The organism is Chryseobacterium sp. T16E-39 (assembly GCF_002216065.1).
Taxonomy (GTDB): Bacteria; Bacteroidota; Bacteroidia; order Flavobacteriales; family Weeksellaceae; genus Chryseobacterium.
Genome location: NZ_CP022282.1, coordinates 2503087 through 2519502, shown reverse-complemented (window position 1 = coordinate 2519502; position 16416 = coordinate 2503087). Strand labels below are relative to the sequence as shown.

Below are 16416 nucleotides of genomic sequence, written 5' to 3'. Positions count from 1 at the left end.
TAAGATTTTTTTAGAACCTATATCCCAATGACAACCCACTTCTAAATCCGGCCCAAGGTCCATCCACTTTTATCCTGGCGCCATTGGCATTGGTTTCTACAGAATACTTTACAAATGGGATGTCCAGGTTCTCAATTTCTTTTTTAAGCTGTTGCTGCATTTCGGGGGTGAGAAGATAATCACTGGTAAGGGTAAAGTCTCCTTTTCCACTGCCATAGTGAGCTCCCGCAATCCAAAAATCTAAAACTAAATTTTGACTTTTGGTCAGGAAAAACTGAACTCCAACCATTAATCCTCCACTGTTACCACTGGTATCTCCGGTTCCTTTAAGTGGAATTTCATACGTAACTCCATTGGTTGGTTTAAAATCGTAATAAAAATCAAATGTATTAGAACTTACTTTTGAATACCTGTAGTAGGGGGCAATATAAAATCCTTTACCATACCCTGCACCAAGATAGAAACGAGGTTCTATTGTGAAATTGGTAGCCTTAACTTTAAGATTTTTAAATCGGTCTTCATCTTTATCTTTTAAAAATGCATTAATGAAGGGAACCTTACCTTCCGGCATTGTCCCAAACCCAATATTCACAGAGAACCATTGATTGAAGGCTCTTTCATAGGATAAATTAATATTCCGGAATGCATAAGCCGTAACATTGGTTTTAACAATATTCATCTTTTCTGAAGAAACATTGCCGGCTTCCTGAGCTGAAACTGTCGACACAAGAAAAGGAAGGATAAATAGCAAACATTTTTTCATGCCTTTAAATTTAATAATTGTATTAGTAGAGATTGCAGCAAAAAGTGGGCAATAATGAATAGAAATGAATAATTAAATGAAAATAAAACATTTATATAATGTGAGTTATGACTTTATTCATGGTTTGGATGTCTCTATCATGTAATACATATCAGATTCTGCTTGTCATATTTTATATTATTCTATTTCTGACATGAAAAAAACAATAAGTGCCATCCTTTTTCTTTGTGGAGTTTTTGTGTTTTCGCAGGAAAGCATTAAAAATGACACGATTGATAAAACAAAAACGGCAGAAATCCAGGAGGTGATTATAAAATCTCAACGTAAAAAACAATTTGCGGATAAAGCAGTATATACTTTTGATAAAGCAGCATTAGAAAAGGCACGTTATGCAAAAGACCTGCTGAAGACATTACCTGAACTGCAGCTTGACCCTATTTCGAATACCCTCAAAAGTACCAAAGGAGGGACTTCTTTATTCCTTATTAACGGAATTGAAGCTACGGATATGCAGATCCGAAGCATAGCACCAAGTGAAGTGGTAAAGGTGGAATACTATGATATCCCACCTGCAAGATGGGCAACAAGAGCGGACACAGTTATTAATGTGATTACAAGATCCAGTGAGACAGGATATGTTTTTGGAGCCGATGTAATGTCTGCTTTAAATACAGGATTCGTTAATGGATCAGCATATGCCAACTATACGAAAGGTAAAAATAATTTTGGCTTAGAGTATTCTATGAATTTAAGGGATTATGATAACAGAAGAGTACACAGTATCTATGATTATCAGCTCAATAATACCCGTTATCTTTCCGATGAAAATAAGAAAGATCACTTTGGATATACTGATCAGAGTATTGCTTTAAGATATACCCGGACGGTTCCTGACAATTATTCATTCCAAGCGAAATTGAATATGAATATCCTTCATACTTTCGTTAATGGTAGCGGAGAAAGTACGTTTACAAAAGATGATGTTACAGAAGGGCATACTATGATGAAAAGAGGAGGTACAGATTATGTAACGCCAACACTTGATTTGTATTTTTCAAAAAAACTAAGTAAAAAAGATGAATTAAGTTTGAATGTTGTGGGTTCTCACTTTACCACCGATACATCCGAATTTACTAAAGAGTGGATTACCTCTTCAGGGAATTCAGTGTTTGATAATGATATGAACCTCAAAGCTAAACAGACTGGTTTTGTGGGAGAGATCGCTCATACTCATGATTTTGAGAGTGGAAAGCTGTCTTCCGGCTATCGTATTTCCAATACGTCCATCGCTAACGATCTCCAGAATCTTGCAGGATTCTCACAGTACAAAGTAAATTATTTAGAGCAGTATTTTTATACCGAGTTCTCCGGTAAAATTGATAAGTTTTCATACCGGGTGGGTGCGGGGCTGACCAATATTCATAATAAAAGTGCCGAAACTACTTTTGATGAATGGTCCATTACCCCGAAAGTTATTTTAGGATATCAGCTTAAAGGGAATCAGAGTCTGCGTCTGACCAGCAGCTATAAACCGAAAAGCCCGTGGAGTGCTGCATTAAGCAGCAACGTGGTTCAGATGGCACCCAACATTGTACAAAAAGGAAATCCCTATCTTAAATCACAGTTAACATGGGGAAATAACCTGATCTATTCCTTAAATAATAAGTATTTTGATTTCAATGCCAATTTATTCTATTCAGATACCCGACGTACCATCAACCAGTTTTATGTGATGGACGACACCTTTGGAGGGTATGCTCTTACTTACGAAAATGCAAAAAGTTCGAAACAGTATGGACTGCAGCTTACAGGTTCCTATAAACCTTTTGGAAACAGTCTTCTTGTGATCAAAGCGATGATTGCCCCTTCATCAGAAACGATAAGAACCAGCAAAGGAGCATTGATCAAAAATAATTATATCGCGAATAACTTAGAATTGTCTTCAGAATATAAATCATTCTCAGTACAGTATCAGTTTAATATTCCTGTTTATTTGCTTAGCGGTGCATTTCTCAATACGAATGAAAATGCAAATCACATTTTTGTCAATTATAAACATAAAGACTGGACATTCTCTACAGGATTATACTGGTTGGGAATGCCTTCGGAATATAAAACCAAAAGTCTTCCGGAAAGTTTGGTTAACTATTCCCGAAACAGCCAGATTATAAATAATAAATCGATGTTTGTTCTTGGGCTCAGCTACGATTTTTCAAAAGGTAAGAAAACGAATCTTGAGAAAAAGCTCAATAATTCAACAGCTCCTGCAGCCACTTTTTAATTCTCATTTTATTTAAAGTAAAAACAGCTCCTGACTAATATCCGGAGCTGTTTTCTGTGCGTTAAGTTATTATATTTTAGTTTTGACTGATCATTTTACGGTAGGCATGAATATCTTCAATGGTGACCACGCTCATTCCTTTTTTTACGGCAAAATCCGCAATTTCAGGAAGCCTTGCCATAGAACCGTCTTCATTGGTCAGTTCACAAAGTACGGCATCATCACCCAGATTAGCCATTTTTACAAGATCTACACTTCCTTCAGTGTGCCCTCTTCTTGCAAAAACACCGTCTTTTTTAGCAATAAGAGGAAAAACATGCCCAGGACTTGCAATATGATCCGCTATAGCATTTTCTGCAACCGCTGTCCTGATCGTTGTTACACGGTCTTTCGCTGAAACGCCTGATTCAACACCTTCTTTGGCTTCAATAGAAATGGTAAATGCTGTTTGATTCTTACTGTTGTTGGTTTCCACCATCGGACGGAGATTGAGACGTTTACTTTTTTCCTCTGAAATGCATAAACAAACAATGCCGCTGCATTCGCGGATCAAAAGTGCCATGTCTTGTTCTGTAATAGTGGAGGCGGGAAAGATGATGTCACCTTCGTTTTCACGGTTTTCATCATCTACTAAAAGGATACCTTTGCCTTGTTGTAATTTTAAAAGTGCATTTTCTACACGTTCTCTGGAGGTAACTCCGAATTTTTCTAATAATTTTTCCATGTTATTTTACTTTAAAAGTTAAAATACACTTCGGTACATGGAAATGAAATACAAATCAATAAGTCCATAAGATGACCCTATTGATTGTTTCATTTTCTTCTCCCATCCAGACTTTAACTGTCGGTTTTGGAATTTCACCAAATCAGTCCCTTCAAAAGAAAGGAGTCGCGGACTGTAACCGCCGGTAGGGAATTACACCCTGCCCCGAAGAAAACTTATGCTAAGTTTTACTGTATGTTTTGTTTACTTGTTTTTAATTCATTAATTGATATTTAACGCACAGACCGCTAATTTCGGGAAGTTTTTTGAAATGGGGAAAGGTTTTTATTGAATTTTTTTAATAGAGTAAAAAGGTTATAAATTAAAGGGAAAATTCGTCAGTTCGAGTAAAAATTATTTGCAACGAAAGTGGAAAATAATTTTATATCGAGAACCTGTGTAGACAACTTCTCGATACGCCTTTCTGCGTAAGCCTACTCGAAGTGACGGATGGAAGTGGTTTTTGTCATTCTATTGTTATAGTCTAAAAATCGTCAGTTCGAGTGAAATTATTTGCAACGCACGTGGAAAATAATTTTGTATCGAGAACCTGTGTAGACAACTTCTCGATACGCCTTTCTTCGAAAGCCTACTCGAAGTGACGGATGGAAGCCGTTCTTATTATTTTATCCATAAGTACATTAATAAGCTAAAGTAACTATCTATAAGTCCTGTGCAAGGCGATACAAGAAAGTACAATCCCTGTCAACAGTAGTAATGAGCGTATCCAGTTCATTCTGCTCCATTCTTTCCATGCTTGAACCGCAGCTTTGATATCAATAGGTTTTTGTTCAAAAAGAATACTGTTCCTTGGGAAAAAATAGACGACCGTTAATACATCAGCGAGTATAAAAAGGACAAATGCCGGAATCATATATCCTTTCACCTGTGGATATGAATTCCATAGCAAAATGATAGTAACCAATCCGATGAGGTGATAAGACATACCTACAATTTTAAAAAAATCTCCTGGTGTTTTTTGCTGAAAATAATTTCTTGCCGTTTCAAGGGAGTCTGGAATGTTTCTTCCCCAATTCGGAGCGTCAATAAGGGAATTGTAAATGTTAACAAACAATATCCCACTTCCGATAATGATGTATACAAATAAAATAAGAGGTCTCATAATGAATGGTATTATGAGACAAAATTATAGTACATACTGAATTGAAAATTGTACAAATCGGTCGTTTTTCGGGATTATAATTTTAAAAATAAAACCCGTTCTTATTGTAAGACGGGTTTTTAATTCTTTAAGGTGTAGAGATAAAAGCCTACATCAGTTGTTTTATAACATTTTCAAGAATAAGATTAAATTCAGTAGGCTTCTCCAGCATAGGATAGTGGCCGACACCCTCTATTGTTACATAATCAAAATCTTTTAAATACTTACGGTTTGCATCAATATTAGTAGGTTGTGCATCAGAATTGATGGCTCGGACTGGAACGTTGATCTGTGCTGCCGCTTTTCTAAAATCTGTTTGGTATAAAGGCTTGAGTAACTCAACAGCTGTCTCTCCAGTACTTTGAAGAAACTCATGCTGTATCCTTTCTTTTACCGGAGCTGGAGTTGACTCTGCAAAAAGATATTGTGGTAGAATGTTTTCTACAGCATTCTTGAAATCATTTCGGTAATTGACGAATAAAAACTCTTCAACCGCTTCTTCTGTATATTGTTCGTCGAGATCTTTAATGGTATCAATTAAAATAACACCTTTTAGTTTTGGGATTTTCAACGCAGCTTCCAATACATATGCGCCAGACATTGAGTGCCCTACAAGTATAATTTCCTGTGATTGAATCTGATCAGCTACAGCTTTTATATCTTCAGCATATTGATCACTGTTCCAGTTTTGTCTGGATTTGTCGGATTTTCCATGCCCCGCCAGATCCATTTGTATGATATTGAATTGATTCTTGAGATAATCAACCTGGTCAGTCCACCAATCTACATTCCCCAGCCATCCGTGGACAAAAATAATTGAAATATTTCCTTTACCTGATTCTCTATAGTGGATTTTCTGACCATCTGAAGATTGTGCGTATTTTTCCATAACACGATAGATTGCAATTTTTTAACAAACTAATTTACAAAAATGAATAGTGAAATTAATGAAATGAAAATAAAATTGCAGCTATTTTTATTTAAAATCAATCAGTTTCTGGTGATTACCATCGATGACAAAAGTACTCTCTTTAAGAAGATCGGGATTAAGGGTTCCTGTTTTCTTAGCTGTAAATTTTAGAATCATCATCCTTAACTTTCCATTAGGCAGGTTAAGTTTCTCTTTTTTGAGCACATAGTTTCCATTGGAGGTGATATTGATGATGTCATCCGGCTCATCAACAAGCATTGTTATAGTAGGATCTTGTGTATTTTCTACCTGAACACTTTTGGTGATATTTAAATGATTCACATCGTAAAGATCTGACCATTGAATAGAATAATCCTTATTCAAAGGAGCTGTTTTGTTATAAATGATTTTATCAGGATTACTTAACGCAAGTGCTGATCCACTTCCTAATAAAAATTTTTTCTCATTTGGTAACTGAATTTTCAGTTCATACATATCGTTTTCAGGGGGTATATTTTCTGTACGGTAATAATAATTTTTGCTGTAGTATAAACTCTGTATAACTTTATAATCAGCTTTCCTGCCATTCACAAATATGTTGATGGATTTATTGACAATCTCTTTATTCTTTTTGTCATATAAAATGACAGAAACTGTATTGTCATTTTTATCCGATAAACTCTGGTATATTTCTATTTTCGCTTTTATTTCAGAAATATCTGTGATCTTAGTAGATTTTTCACATGAAATAAACGTAAAACAAATACATAAAAAAACTAGTAAATATCTTATTATTTTCATGACTTATAGGATTTAGATTTTATTGTTTTACGTTACTTCTCAATTGATCTTCCATGTGAAGGAATAACCCTGATCTATCGATCTAAAATAGGAAGGAAGGCTCTCCATGGACCAACTTCCTCTTTATACTGTTTGGCCATAACCCTGGAAATTTGAGCAATATGCCCTAAATCATGAGCAACCCATGTAGACAAGTGATGCTTCAGGGTGACATTGCCGAACGTAGGATGAACTCCTGTTTTGTTCAGATCTTCAATTGTTATCTTTTTATCCTGTAAAGCTGCCAAATTGTTTTTTCTCAGATTCTGAAATTCCTGTAACATTTGAGATAGCGTTTTTCCTTTGCTTTCTTCAAACTGTGCGAATCTGTCAAACTCCGGGAATTTTTTGTCTTCATTTGAAAGAATAAGCTCTGTCCGGACGAGCCAATCCGTTTTTTCTCCATGGATCAAATGACCAATCACATCGAAAGGGCTCCAGGTTTCTTCACCTTCATTATTATAAATCCATTCGTCACTCAGACCGTCTAACATGAGTGTTAAAACATTTGGGGTACGCTCAAGGATTTCTACTGCTTTATTTAAATTGAATGGCATTGCTTATTGTTGGTCTTTATAAATGTTCCAGAAATTATAATCGGTCATAGGGGCATCGGTAATTCCAACATTTCTTCCCATGGTTACGATTTGTCCTCTATGATAAGTTCCGTGTATAATAGCATGTTGAATGTATTCGTATTTTGAAAAATCACACTGGAACCACTGAGATTCGATCTTTACATTTTTTGCTAAATCTTCTTCGGAAAGACTTTCTACATAATCTACAAGCATCTGGGAATTGTTTTTGATGGCCTTGAAAATTTCCTCTTTGCTGTTTGTATTGGATGTTTTTTCAAAGTCGAAATCATTATTTTCACCGATATGGCTCCACCAATATTCCTGAGTCTGCCAGATATGATGCAGTGTTTTTAAGATCGTTGGAAAGCTGGATATTACTTCCTGATTTAGTTGTTCATCAGATTTGGTGGAAAGCCAGTCAATATATTTATTAACTACCCAGTTGTTGTATTGAACGCTTTTAGTGGTCAAAGTTTTTAAGCTCATAGTAATCGATTTTGTTTTTTAATGTATTATAATAATTATAACAGGATAAAAATAAGTAAAATACCCATTCGATCTGTAAAATAAAAAACGGACTGAAAAAGCCCGTTTGTATTGTCTTATATAAACTCTTGATATCAGGAAAATAAGTGATCAAATTATTTTTAATCTTTTTTTTGCTAAAGCCTGCTAAGCTTGTCCAGTTTTATAAAATATTCGTCCAGAAGATCATAAATTGCCTTTTGATCCTTTCCTGAAGCTTTATTATCCCAGTCTGTATTGACGATCAGAAACCTTCCCATTTTTTTATCTTTAAAAAACCAGATGACAGAATTCATTCCGGGATCCCCGCCTGTATGCCCAAAATTACCTGTAGAACCAAAGCCCATGGTAATTCCCATATTATATTCATCACTATATTCACTATTGCTTCTTTCAACGAAATTCTCTTCTTTAAGTTGTGGCGTAAAATATTCTTTAAAACTTTCTTTTGAAAGAATAGTCCCTTTTCCGAAATACCCCTTTATCAATTCAGATATGTATTTACTCATGTCATCAGAGGTTGTAAGTAAGCCACCGTCAGGATAAGTATTCAATGAATAATAAGGATAGGCTGTGGTTTTATTGATAAAGGTTCGGGTGTATTTGGAAAAATCTATGGTATTGAAGCTCCATCCCGAATGGTTCATTTTTAAAGGCTTTAAAATGTATTTTGTTGTAAACTCAGCATACGTTGTTCCTGTTGCTTTTTCAATAACTAATGCTGCAAGGGTTGCTCCGATATTGGAATAATTAAAAACGGCTCCTGGTTTTTTATCTGTAAAATTTTCTTTTGAGTACCATTTGCCATTTTCCACCAGGACATTTTTTAAAAATTCTTCAATAGAAACCTTAGCAGTAGGAGGATTGAATTTTGTAGGAGATATATCAATTTTTAAGTCGCTGTCGAGGTTGCTGTCATCTTTCAAAACAATAGTATTCTTTAAATAAGAATCATTGTCAGTAAGGGAAGAAGTATGAGTGGCCAGCTGTCTGATGGTAATTGGAATATCCGGATAGTAAGGATTTGTAACATGGAAAGGAAGATATTGATTGACAGGATCATCCAATGTTAATTTCCCCAGTTCCTGAGCCTTGAGAAGAGCAATTCCGATAAGTGTCTTTGAAACAGAAGCAATATTTTGAACAGTGTGTTCATCATATTTCTGGTGGGTGTCAACATTGGCAATTCCAAATCCGTTCTGGTAGAGAATATCCTTGTCGTTAACCAGTGCGACACCAAATCCATTAAAACTTGTTGTTTTACTGATCTTTGTTAATCGATCTGTTAGTTCATTCTGAATTTTTGTAAATTCTTTTGAACGGTTGCCTTGTGCGGGCGATAAGATGATCAGGAAAATACAAACAACGGAACTTATATTTTTCATAGCAGACTTTTTATAAAAGACATTTCTCAAAGCCAATATATTACATTTTTATCATTTGCTCCTCACCAGCTACTGCTCCTAGAATATCGGTCTTTTGTTCAAAAGCCTTAAAATACCTTAAGCCGAATTTTCTGAGAGAAACAGCATCAAAATGAATGTTGTCAGAATTAGCAGTTAAACCTTTAGCAGTTACAAAGTAGGAATGATCATGATCTTTTGCAAATTGCATTAATGCTTCATTGACTTCATTATACTCAACAAAATATTCGCCATAGACACCATCCTTTAAAAAATCACCTAATCCTCCGACGATAAGAGGAATATCTGGAACATTAAGTTCATCTCTAAGGATTTTTATGACCAGGCTTAGTTTTTCTATATAAGATTTATAGTTTTGACCATAGCTGTCATTTTCTCCCTGATGCCAAAGAATTCCACTCAAGGTACTTATCTTCTGTGCGGCTTTTGCCTGAAAAACGGCATTTTGGAATAAAGGACCATCTACCGACCAATCATCAAGGCTTGTTCCACCATCGGCACATGGAATTAAAGCGATGTCATCTTCCTGATTATGGAACAATCTCCAGGATGATGCAAAAGAAGCGGCTAAGCTAATCCCTGAAGTAGGTCTGTCAAAATTAATGGGCTCTGCCATGATTTGCCATCTTCCATTTCTCAACATTTTTATTTTTTCATCATGGATAGGAGGAACATCATTTAGGAATCCACGACCAGCCATATTAGACTGACCTATCATTAAGAATGAGTGTATCATTATTCTGGTATTTTTGATTTAATTATTTTTTTAGTGCCTTACAAACTTTGCTGAATGTAGTCCACACCATTTCATCGGTAAGGACAAAGGGCAATCCGCTGATGCTTTTTCCCTGCTGATGAAAGCGTAGCAGATTATACAAAGGAGCAAAAGCAATTGACCAATAAATTTCAAATGAAGTTTCGTCAATCTCTCCACGTTGTACAGTATTTGAAATAAAATTCAAAAGATTGTTTTTGAATTCACTCATAAACATTCCCGGTTTTTCATTGAACATTTGAGCAAATTGCTGGCTGTAATGAGAATTATTGATCTGCTCAAAGAAGGGGAGGAGCAAAGGGTTTTTGATTGCATAATGGTATCTGTTCGTCCATTGTACACGAAGCCCTTCTTCGAATGAAGAATTAGGATCGAATCCTTCATTAATAAGGGTTTCCATGTTATTTCCTTCTTCAATTACCAATTTAATGATGAGGTCATCTTTGTCTTTGTAATATACGTAAGGAGTGCCAACAGAGACATTGCACGCTTTCGCCAATTTACTGATCGTAAAACCATCCAAACCATCTTTGACAATAATTTCGATTGCTTTTTGTCTGATCATATTTTCTTTGTTAAGGTCCCGGTTTCGCATATGCTTTATTATTATTGTTTTATAATTAAATGAATGTTCATTTAATTATAAATGCAAATGTATATTATTTTAAATACATATAAAAATCTGGTATCAGAAATTTTAACTGAAAGCCAAAACTCTAGAGAGACTAATAAAGTTGAATAAAAGTGAACAAGACCAGTGTGGTTTTTAAACTGCCTGTTTCTTATTTTCTTTTCAGCGTATCAGTATACTTTCTGAGAATATTGATAACGGACTGTGAATTTGAAAGTTGTATGGCAGATTCGAAATGATTTATTGCATTTAAATCGTCAATATCGCTGTATAGATATCCTAAAAGAGAGTAGTAAAAGGGATTGTTGGTAAGTTTAAGCTTCTCGGCTTCAATAATTGCTGCTGCCTTTCCTCTCACTTTTGAAAAAGCAAAGGTGCGATTGAGAGCTGCAAAAGTTGAATATTCAATTTGGAGAAGCTGATTGTATAATTGGAGAATATTTTCCCATTTTTCATCATGATTCTGTTTTTTTGTATGCCAATAGGCGATAGCAGCTTCCAGATGAAATTTCGTTAAAGAATTTCCGGAAGCACTTTGATTCAGATGCTCGATTCCTTTACTGATCAATTCCTGGTCCCATAAGGAATCATTTTGTTCTTCATATAAAATACTTTCGCCCTTATCATTTATTCTGGCATTAAATCTTGAGGAATGAAAGTACATTAGAGATAATAATGCATGAGTAGAAGGTGTATCTGTGAGGTTATTTTCAAGAAGCAATAGCGTTAACCTAATGGCTTCCATGCAAAGATCTTCTCTGAGAGTTATATTTTGTGACGTCGAATAGTAGCCTTCTGAAAATAATAAGTATAAGGTGGTAAGCACTGTTTCCAAACCTGAATGAATCTGTACAACCGATGGCTGCTCAATTTTTATTCCCTGAAGTTTTAATTTTTCCTTAGCCCGTTTCAATCTTTTGTAGATCACTTCTTTACTTACCAGAAAAGCATCAGCAATTTCCTGGATTCCGAACCCACAAAGCAGATTTAAGGCTAACGAAATTTGAGAATCTTTTGAGATGGAGGGATGGATGATTGTAAACATCATTGCAAGCTGACTGTCAACAATATTTTTATCAGACAAATCGATTTCAAACTCTTCACGATCAGGAGCGGAATGCTTGATCTGATCTGAGATCTTTTGCTGAAAAAGATGGTCTCTTTTAAGATAGTTTTTGGTTTTGTTTTTGGCAACCGTGTAAAGCCAGGCGGTAGGATTTTCCGGAATGCCATTCATACTCCAGGTTTCAGTAGCAGTAAGAAAGGTGTCACTGACAATATCTTCTGCGATTTCAATGTGATGAATACCAAATACAGAACAGAGCACAGAAACAATCTTCCGGTACTCTGTTCTGAATAAATTGGGTAATAATGAATGCTCCTGCATTACGAGACAAGATAATTTATTGTGTCGGTGGAATAGCCATTCTCACTTCTACACTTGCTCCCCATTGAAGGATAGGGCAGCCTTTGGCTATTTCTACAGCCTCATCATAATCATTAGCTCTAATGATAAACATACCCCCAATTGATTCTTTGATTTCAGCATAAGGTCCGTTAATAACGGTGTCATTTTTTACCACTCTTCCGTCAAGATCCCATCTTTTGGGTGGAGAAACAAGTTTATTTTGGGCTGCAATACTTCCCAGCCAATCCTGGAAAGGTTGAATGGAAGACTGCATTTGTTCTGGTGAGGGAGTGGCATCTTTATTAATGATGTCTCTGTGTATGGCGATTAAAAATTCATTCATGATCGTAAAAATTAAAAGGTCTTTGTTCGTATAAATTTAATATAAAAAACTTCTGATCTTATCGTTGATTTGCAGGATCAGAAATCCATTCGTCATAACGGATACTTCCTAATTTTGCATCGTTGTTGGGTACCAATGTACTGTCATTTAGTGGTGCTCCGAAATAAGTTGCTTCCGGATTCGTTACCACTTCGTCCTGATTTTTCATAACCGATGTATATTTTCTTACAAGATCATCCAGTTTTATTTTTTCAGGACCACCGATTTCTATGGTGTTATTTTTAGGTGGATTGATTGTAACTTCTGTCATTGATTTCACTACATCATCTGAAGCAATAGGCTGGATAAGTGCGGGAGAAACCAATATTTTGTGATCTACCGTACTGGAATGAACAATACCACCAACAAACTCAAAAAATTGAGTAGAATGAACAATCGTGTAAGGAATTCCAGATTCTTTAATAAGGTCCTCCTGAACCTGTTTTGCTCTGAAATAACCACTTTCCTGTAAACGGTCTGTACCTACTACTGATAACGCAATGTGGTGCTTTACTCCAGCATTTTTTTCTGCTGCAATTAAATTTGCTCCCGATGTTTTAAAAAACTTCATAACATCATCATCTGCAAAAGAAGGGGAGTTGGCAACATCTACCACAACGTCCACATTTTCTAAAGCCTGGTCAAGACCTTCTCCTGTAATGGTATTGACTCCTGAATTTGGGGATGCAGCTAAGACTTCATAACCTAAATTTTTAAGACTGTTGACAAGCTTACTACCGATAAGGCCGGTACCGCCAATTACTGTGATTTTCATTATGTATAATTTTATGGGTTTATACTGTAATGACAATTGAATTTTTAAAACTGGACAAAAGATCGAAAAATTAATGAAGAATTTTAGAATATTTTATTTTCTTAAGATTTTGTCCATCGGTTTTCCTTTCGCCAGTTCGTCAATGAGCTTATCCAGATAGCGGATATTTCTCATTAATTCATCTTCAATTTCCTCCACACGATACCCGCAAATGACACCTTTTATCAAAGAAACATTGGGATTAATTTGAGGAGCCTTTTCAAAGAAATCTCTAAAATTGGTTTTGTTATTCAATATTTCCTGAAGGTCTTTTTCATTATAACCCGTCAACCAGAAAATAATTTCATGAACTTCTTCTTCTGTACGTCCTTTCTTTTCCGCTTTTGTAATATAATGAGGATAAACTCCGGCAAAGGACATATTGTACACTCTTTCGTTGTTTTGCATATGCTTTATTTTACGGGTTCATAAATAAGCTGTACGACACCGGATTTAAAAACATTGGTTTTAGTAAGCTTTAATTGCAATCGATCTTTCAGATCTTCAAAAAGAGGTTTTCCACTCCCTAAAGCAATCGGATGAACAGAGATTCTGTACACATCAATTAAGTTATTTTGAATAAAGGATTTAATAAGACTGGCACCACCATAGAGCCAAATATCTTTTCCTTCCTGATTTTTTATTTCTGAGACTTTTCTGACCATATCCGTACTGATGAAAGTTGCATTTTCATCTTCTCTTTGTTGACTTGAAAATACAAACTTACTTTTTGAATGAACAGCATTCCATAAGTTTCGCTCTTCCAAAGTGGCATTCTCATCAGGCTGATAATTTCCCCACGCGTCATAACTCACTCTTCCATAAAAAATAGTGTCAATGCTTGAAAGAAAACCATCAAAATCCATATCATCATCCATGATACACCAATCGATTTCCCCGTTGGGACCTTCAATAAATCCGTCTAAGGTGGTTGCTAAGTCTAATATTACTTTTTTCATTTTTTAAAGATTGGATTGTATTAATTATTTAGAAGCCGTTTTTATACTGTCAAGTTTATGGGAAATTTCAGCATTATTCCCACCACCGCAGGAAGAATGGATTACTTTTCCATTGCTGCCAATAAGTACTTTTGCAGGACTGCAGAATAGATTGTAATTTAATTTTTCTGATTTATCATAAGATTTAGTATTGTCAATCTGTGCGAATTGGACATTAGAATTACTAATGTAATCTTTCAGTTGTTTATCATTTTCTATGAACCCTTCAATAATCCCAATAAAATAAGCTTCATTTTTAAATTCGGTATATAAAGCATTAAACTCTTCTGCCATGTCATAAGATTCACTCTTTTTCAGATAGGATTTGTCATAAATAAAGATGACCAGATTTTTACCTTTATAATCCTGAGAATTGAAAACTTGACCATCAATTGTTTTAGCTGAAAAATATTTTGGAGTTGCATTGATAAATAAATCAATTTGATTTTTTTTCAACGCTTTAGCCTCTTCTTCGAATTGCTTAAAAACCCTTTGCTTCTTTTCTTCTTTGTTTTCACAGGACAGTACGGATAGTAATAAGAATAAGCTTAAAATGTATTTCATGATTGTTTTTGTGATTAGTGTTATTATGGTACTCCTCAAATATACATGAAAAACCCGATGATCGAGGATATCGGGTTTTATATTTGTTCATTTAGTTTTGTTATTTTTCAATCTCTTGCTGAAAACTTTCGCTCATATAACTTTGTTTTTTTAAGGCCGTAATTATTGGTAATGATGGTTGGAGCATCTAAGTCCCAATCTGAAAGATGATTGTAAAGTTGATTTTTTAATTTTTCAATTCCAGGGGTTTTTCTATCAAATTCATAATGCTGTTGATCAGTGATTATTTCCAGGCCTGTTTGCCTTTCGCCACCTACCACAGGAATGCTGAATGAATGTACTGAGACAATTTCTTCCCACTTAATAAATTCTATTGGATTCTTCTGTTTATTGTAAAACCCATTATCCAGATATTGGAATTGTCCGTCAAATTTCTCTAATCTGTCAGCTTCTTTTTCAACGGAGTCATAATCCTCTTTATCATCGGCAGAATATATTTTTGCGACTGAAAAACAAAGGGTCACGAAGCATGAAAAAATAATCAGGTAGGATATTCCTTCACTGTCGAAAACAGGATAATAAAAATAGGTCCACAGTAAAACGATACAACAAATAGCAACTATCTTTTTCATTAAAAGGATCATTAAATAATTAGCACTAAATCTTTTTGCTTTTTAACTGAAAGACATTTCCTTCAGGGTCTGTTCCGTCACAAAGCCAAAAATTGTAGTTTTCAAATGTTTTGATTTCTCTCATCGGAATGTTTTTTAATAAGAATTCATTTCTGGCCAGTTCGATATCCCCATCAATTTCAAAAACCATTTTTGTGTTATTATCAAACTGGTAGCCCTCTTCTATATTTTTCAGATACTGATCTCCGATTTTATGAAAGCCAATTTGTAAAGCTCCTGCATTCAATAATGCCCAGGTTGGATCTTCTTCCACTACAGTTAAATTGAAATTTTCTGTATAAAATTTTCTAAGCAATTCAACGTTTCGGACATAGAGGATCAGTGTATCAAATTTTACGGTCATGTCTTCGTTTTAATCACCATAAATATAGCAAAAAACCGCCCTGAAAAGTAGAGCGGTTTTTTTATTTCATAGCAAAAAAATCTGTTGTTCTATTTAAAAATGCAGGTGATAAATAATAGTAGTTATGGCTTCATATTCGCCATAAAAGTTAGTGTGTCAAAGTATAAAGTTAATGATTGTAGCTTTCCATTTTTTACCGTCCAGTTTTCAGAAACATTCCCATTAATTTTAATGCCGTTCGGAAACTGAAAATCATAATTTCCAATCACACTGGCTTTATCATCCTCTACAATCATTTGTTTTACGCTCATACGTTCAAATCGTTGAGAGAACCTTTTGATAATTTCAATATAGGCCTGTTTGCCAACAACGGGTGTTGTGTTGTTCATATCACCACCAACGTATTCAAAATCATCGGCTATTGTACTTTCCCAATTGGCTTTTTCTGCAAAACCTTTGTAATACGCTTCAAGAAGTTGTCTTGTAGTTGCTTGATTTTCCATGATATTAAATTTTTTGTGATTATATTTGTTCTTGCATAATGCAAGAACAAATATATAAAA

At 34.9% G+C, this 16416-nt stretch carries 20 protein-coding genes and 1 riboswitch; of the genes, 1 reads left to right on the top strand and 19 read right to left on the bottom strand.

The window, feature by feature from the left end; translation table 11 throughout:
- Positions 1-10: 10 nt before the first annotated feature.
- A complete protein-coding gene (locus CEY12_RS11395; protein ID WP_089027814.1) occupies positions 11-763 on the bottom strand; it encodes a DUF3575 domain-containing protein in 753 nt (250 codons plus the stop codon).
- Between the two features lie 193 nt (positions 764-956).
- Here CEY12_RS11395 and CEY12_RS11390 point away from each other — a divergent pair, with 193 nt between their 5' ends.
- Positions 957-3044 carry an outer membrane beta-barrel protein gene (locus tag CEY12_RS11390; RefSeq protein WP_089027813.1) on the top strand — a complete coding sequence of 696 codons (2088 nt, stop codon included), beginning with the start codon at positions 957-959 and terminating at the stop codon, positions 3042-3044.
- A 76-nt stretch (positions 3045-3120) separates the two neighbouring features.
- On the opposite strand, the gene ribB is transcribed toward CEY12_RS11390, so the two are convergent.
- From ribB to CEY12_RS11300, 18 genes are all read right to left on the bottom strand, one after another.
- Entirely contained in the window at positions 3121-3768 is a 648-nt protein-coding gene (gene ribB, locus CEY12_RS11385) for a 3,4-dihydroxy-2-butanone-4-phosphate synthase (protein ID WP_089027812.1), read from the bottom strand.
- 90 nt (positions 3769-3858) lie between these two features.
- Positions 3859-3984, bottom strand: a riboswitch (FMN riboswitch).
- A 481-nt stretch (positions 3985-4465) separates the two neighbouring features.
- Positions 4466-4930: an anthrone oxygenase family protein gene (locus CEY12_RS11380; RefSeq protein WP_089027811.1), complete on the bottom strand. Its 465-nt coding sequence runs from the start codon at positions 4928-4930 to the stop codon at positions 4466-4468.
- A 148-nt stretch (positions 4931-5078) separates the two neighbouring features.
- Positions 5079-5858, bottom strand: a complete 780-nt coding sequence (locus CEY12_RS11375) for an alpha/beta fold hydrolase (RefSeq protein ID WP_089027810.1) — start codon at positions 5856-5858, stop codon at positions 5079-5081.
- A gap of 87 nt (positions 5859-5945) precedes the next feature.
- Positions 5946-6680, bottom strand: coding sequence for a hypothetical protein (locus tag CEY12_RS11370; RefSeq protein ID WP_089027809.1), 735 nt, complete (start codon positions 6678-6680; stop codon positions 5946-5948).
- 74 nt (positions 6681-6754) lie between these two features.
- Positions 6755-7276, bottom strand: coding sequence for a DinB family protein (locus CEY12_RS11365; protein WP_089027808.1), 522 nt, complete (start codon positions 7274-7276; stop codon positions 6755-6757).
- 3 nt (positions 7277-7279) lie between these two features.
- Positions 7280-7783 carry a DinB family protein gene (locus CEY12_RS11360; RefSeq protein ID WP_089027807.1) on the bottom strand — a complete coding sequence of 168 codons (504 nt, stop codon included), beginning with the start codon at positions 7781-7783 and terminating at the stop codon, positions 7280-7282.
- A gap of 176 nt (positions 7784-7959) precedes the next feature.
- Positions 7960-9207, bottom strand: a complete 1248-nt coding sequence (locus CEY12_RS11355; RefSeq protein WP_089027806.1) for a serine hydrolase domain-containing protein — start codon at positions 9205-9207, stop codon at positions 7960-7962.
- 40 nt (positions 9208-9247) lie between these two features.
- Positions 9248-9982, bottom strand: a complete 735-nt coding sequence (locus CEY12_RS11350; RefSeq protein ID WP_089027805.1) for a sialate O-acetylesterase — start codon at positions 9980-9982, stop codon at positions 9248-9250.
- Positions 9983-10004: 22 nt separating this feature from the next.
- A complete protein-coding gene (locus CEY12_RS11345) occupies positions 10005-10586 on the bottom strand; it encodes a TetR/AcrR family transcriptional regulator (protein WP_228409681.1) in 582 nt (193 codons plus the stop codon).
- 217 nt (positions 10587-10803) lie between these two features.
- Positions 10804-12039 (bottom strand): RNA polymerase sigma factor, encoded by a 1236-nt coding sequence (locus tag CEY12_RS11340; protein WP_089027803.1) that lies wholly within the window; start codon positions 12037-12039, stop codon positions 10804-10806.
- A 16-nt stretch (positions 12040-12055) separates the two neighbouring features.
- Positions 12056-12403 carry a YciI family protein gene (locus CEY12_RS11335; protein ID WP_089027802.1) on the bottom strand — a complete coding sequence of 116 codons (348 nt, stop codon included), beginning with the start codon at positions 12401-12403 and terminating at the stop codon, positions 12056-12058.
- Between the two features lie 58 nt (positions 12404-12461).
- The gene (locus CEY12_RS11330) at positions 12462-13217 is read right to left on the bottom strand and encodes an SDR family oxidoreductase (protein ID WP_089027801.1); all 756 of its coding nucleotides are present in this window, start codon (positions 13215-13217) and stop codon (positions 12462-12464) included.
- A gap of 93 nt (positions 13218-13310) precedes the next feature.
- Positions 13311-13664: a DUF2200 domain-containing protein gene (locus tag CEY12_RS11325; RefSeq protein WP_089027800.1), complete on the bottom strand. Its 354-nt coding sequence runs from the start codon at positions 13662-13664 to the stop codon at positions 13311-13313.
- 5 nt (positions 13665-13669) lie between these two features.
- Positions 13670-14215 carry a dihydrofolate reductase family protein gene (locus CEY12_RS11320; protein ID WP_089027799.1) on the bottom strand — a complete coding sequence of 182 codons (546 nt, stop codon included), beginning with the start codon at positions 14213-14215 and terminating at the stop codon, positions 13670-13672.
- A 24-nt stretch (positions 14216-14239) separates the two neighbouring features.
- Positions 14240-14818 (bottom strand): peroxiredoxin family protein, encoded by a 579-nt coding sequence (locus CEY12_RS11315; RefSeq protein WP_089027798.1) that lies wholly within the window; start codon positions 14816-14818, stop codon positions 14240-14242.
- Positions 14819-14925: 107 nt separating this feature from the next.
- Positions 14926-15450 (bottom strand): hypothetical protein, encoded by a 525-nt coding sequence (locus CEY12_RS11310; protein ID WP_089029857.1) that lies wholly within the window; start codon positions 15448-15450, stop codon positions 14926-14928.
- A gap of 25 nt (positions 15451-15475) precedes the next feature.
- On the bottom strand, positions 15476-15853 hold the full coding sequence (locus CEY12_RS11305) for a VOC family protein (RefSeq protein ID WP_089027797.1): 378 nt from the start codon (positions 15851-15853) through the stop codon (positions 15476-15478).
- 122 nt (positions 15854-15975) lie between these two features.
- Positions 15976-16356, bottom strand: a complete 381-nt coding sequence (locus CEY12_RS11300) for a nuclear transport factor 2 family protein (RefSeq protein ID WP_089027796.1) — start codon at positions 16354-16356, stop codon at positions 15976-15978.
- Between the last annotated feature and the right edge of the window lie 60 nt (positions 16357-16416).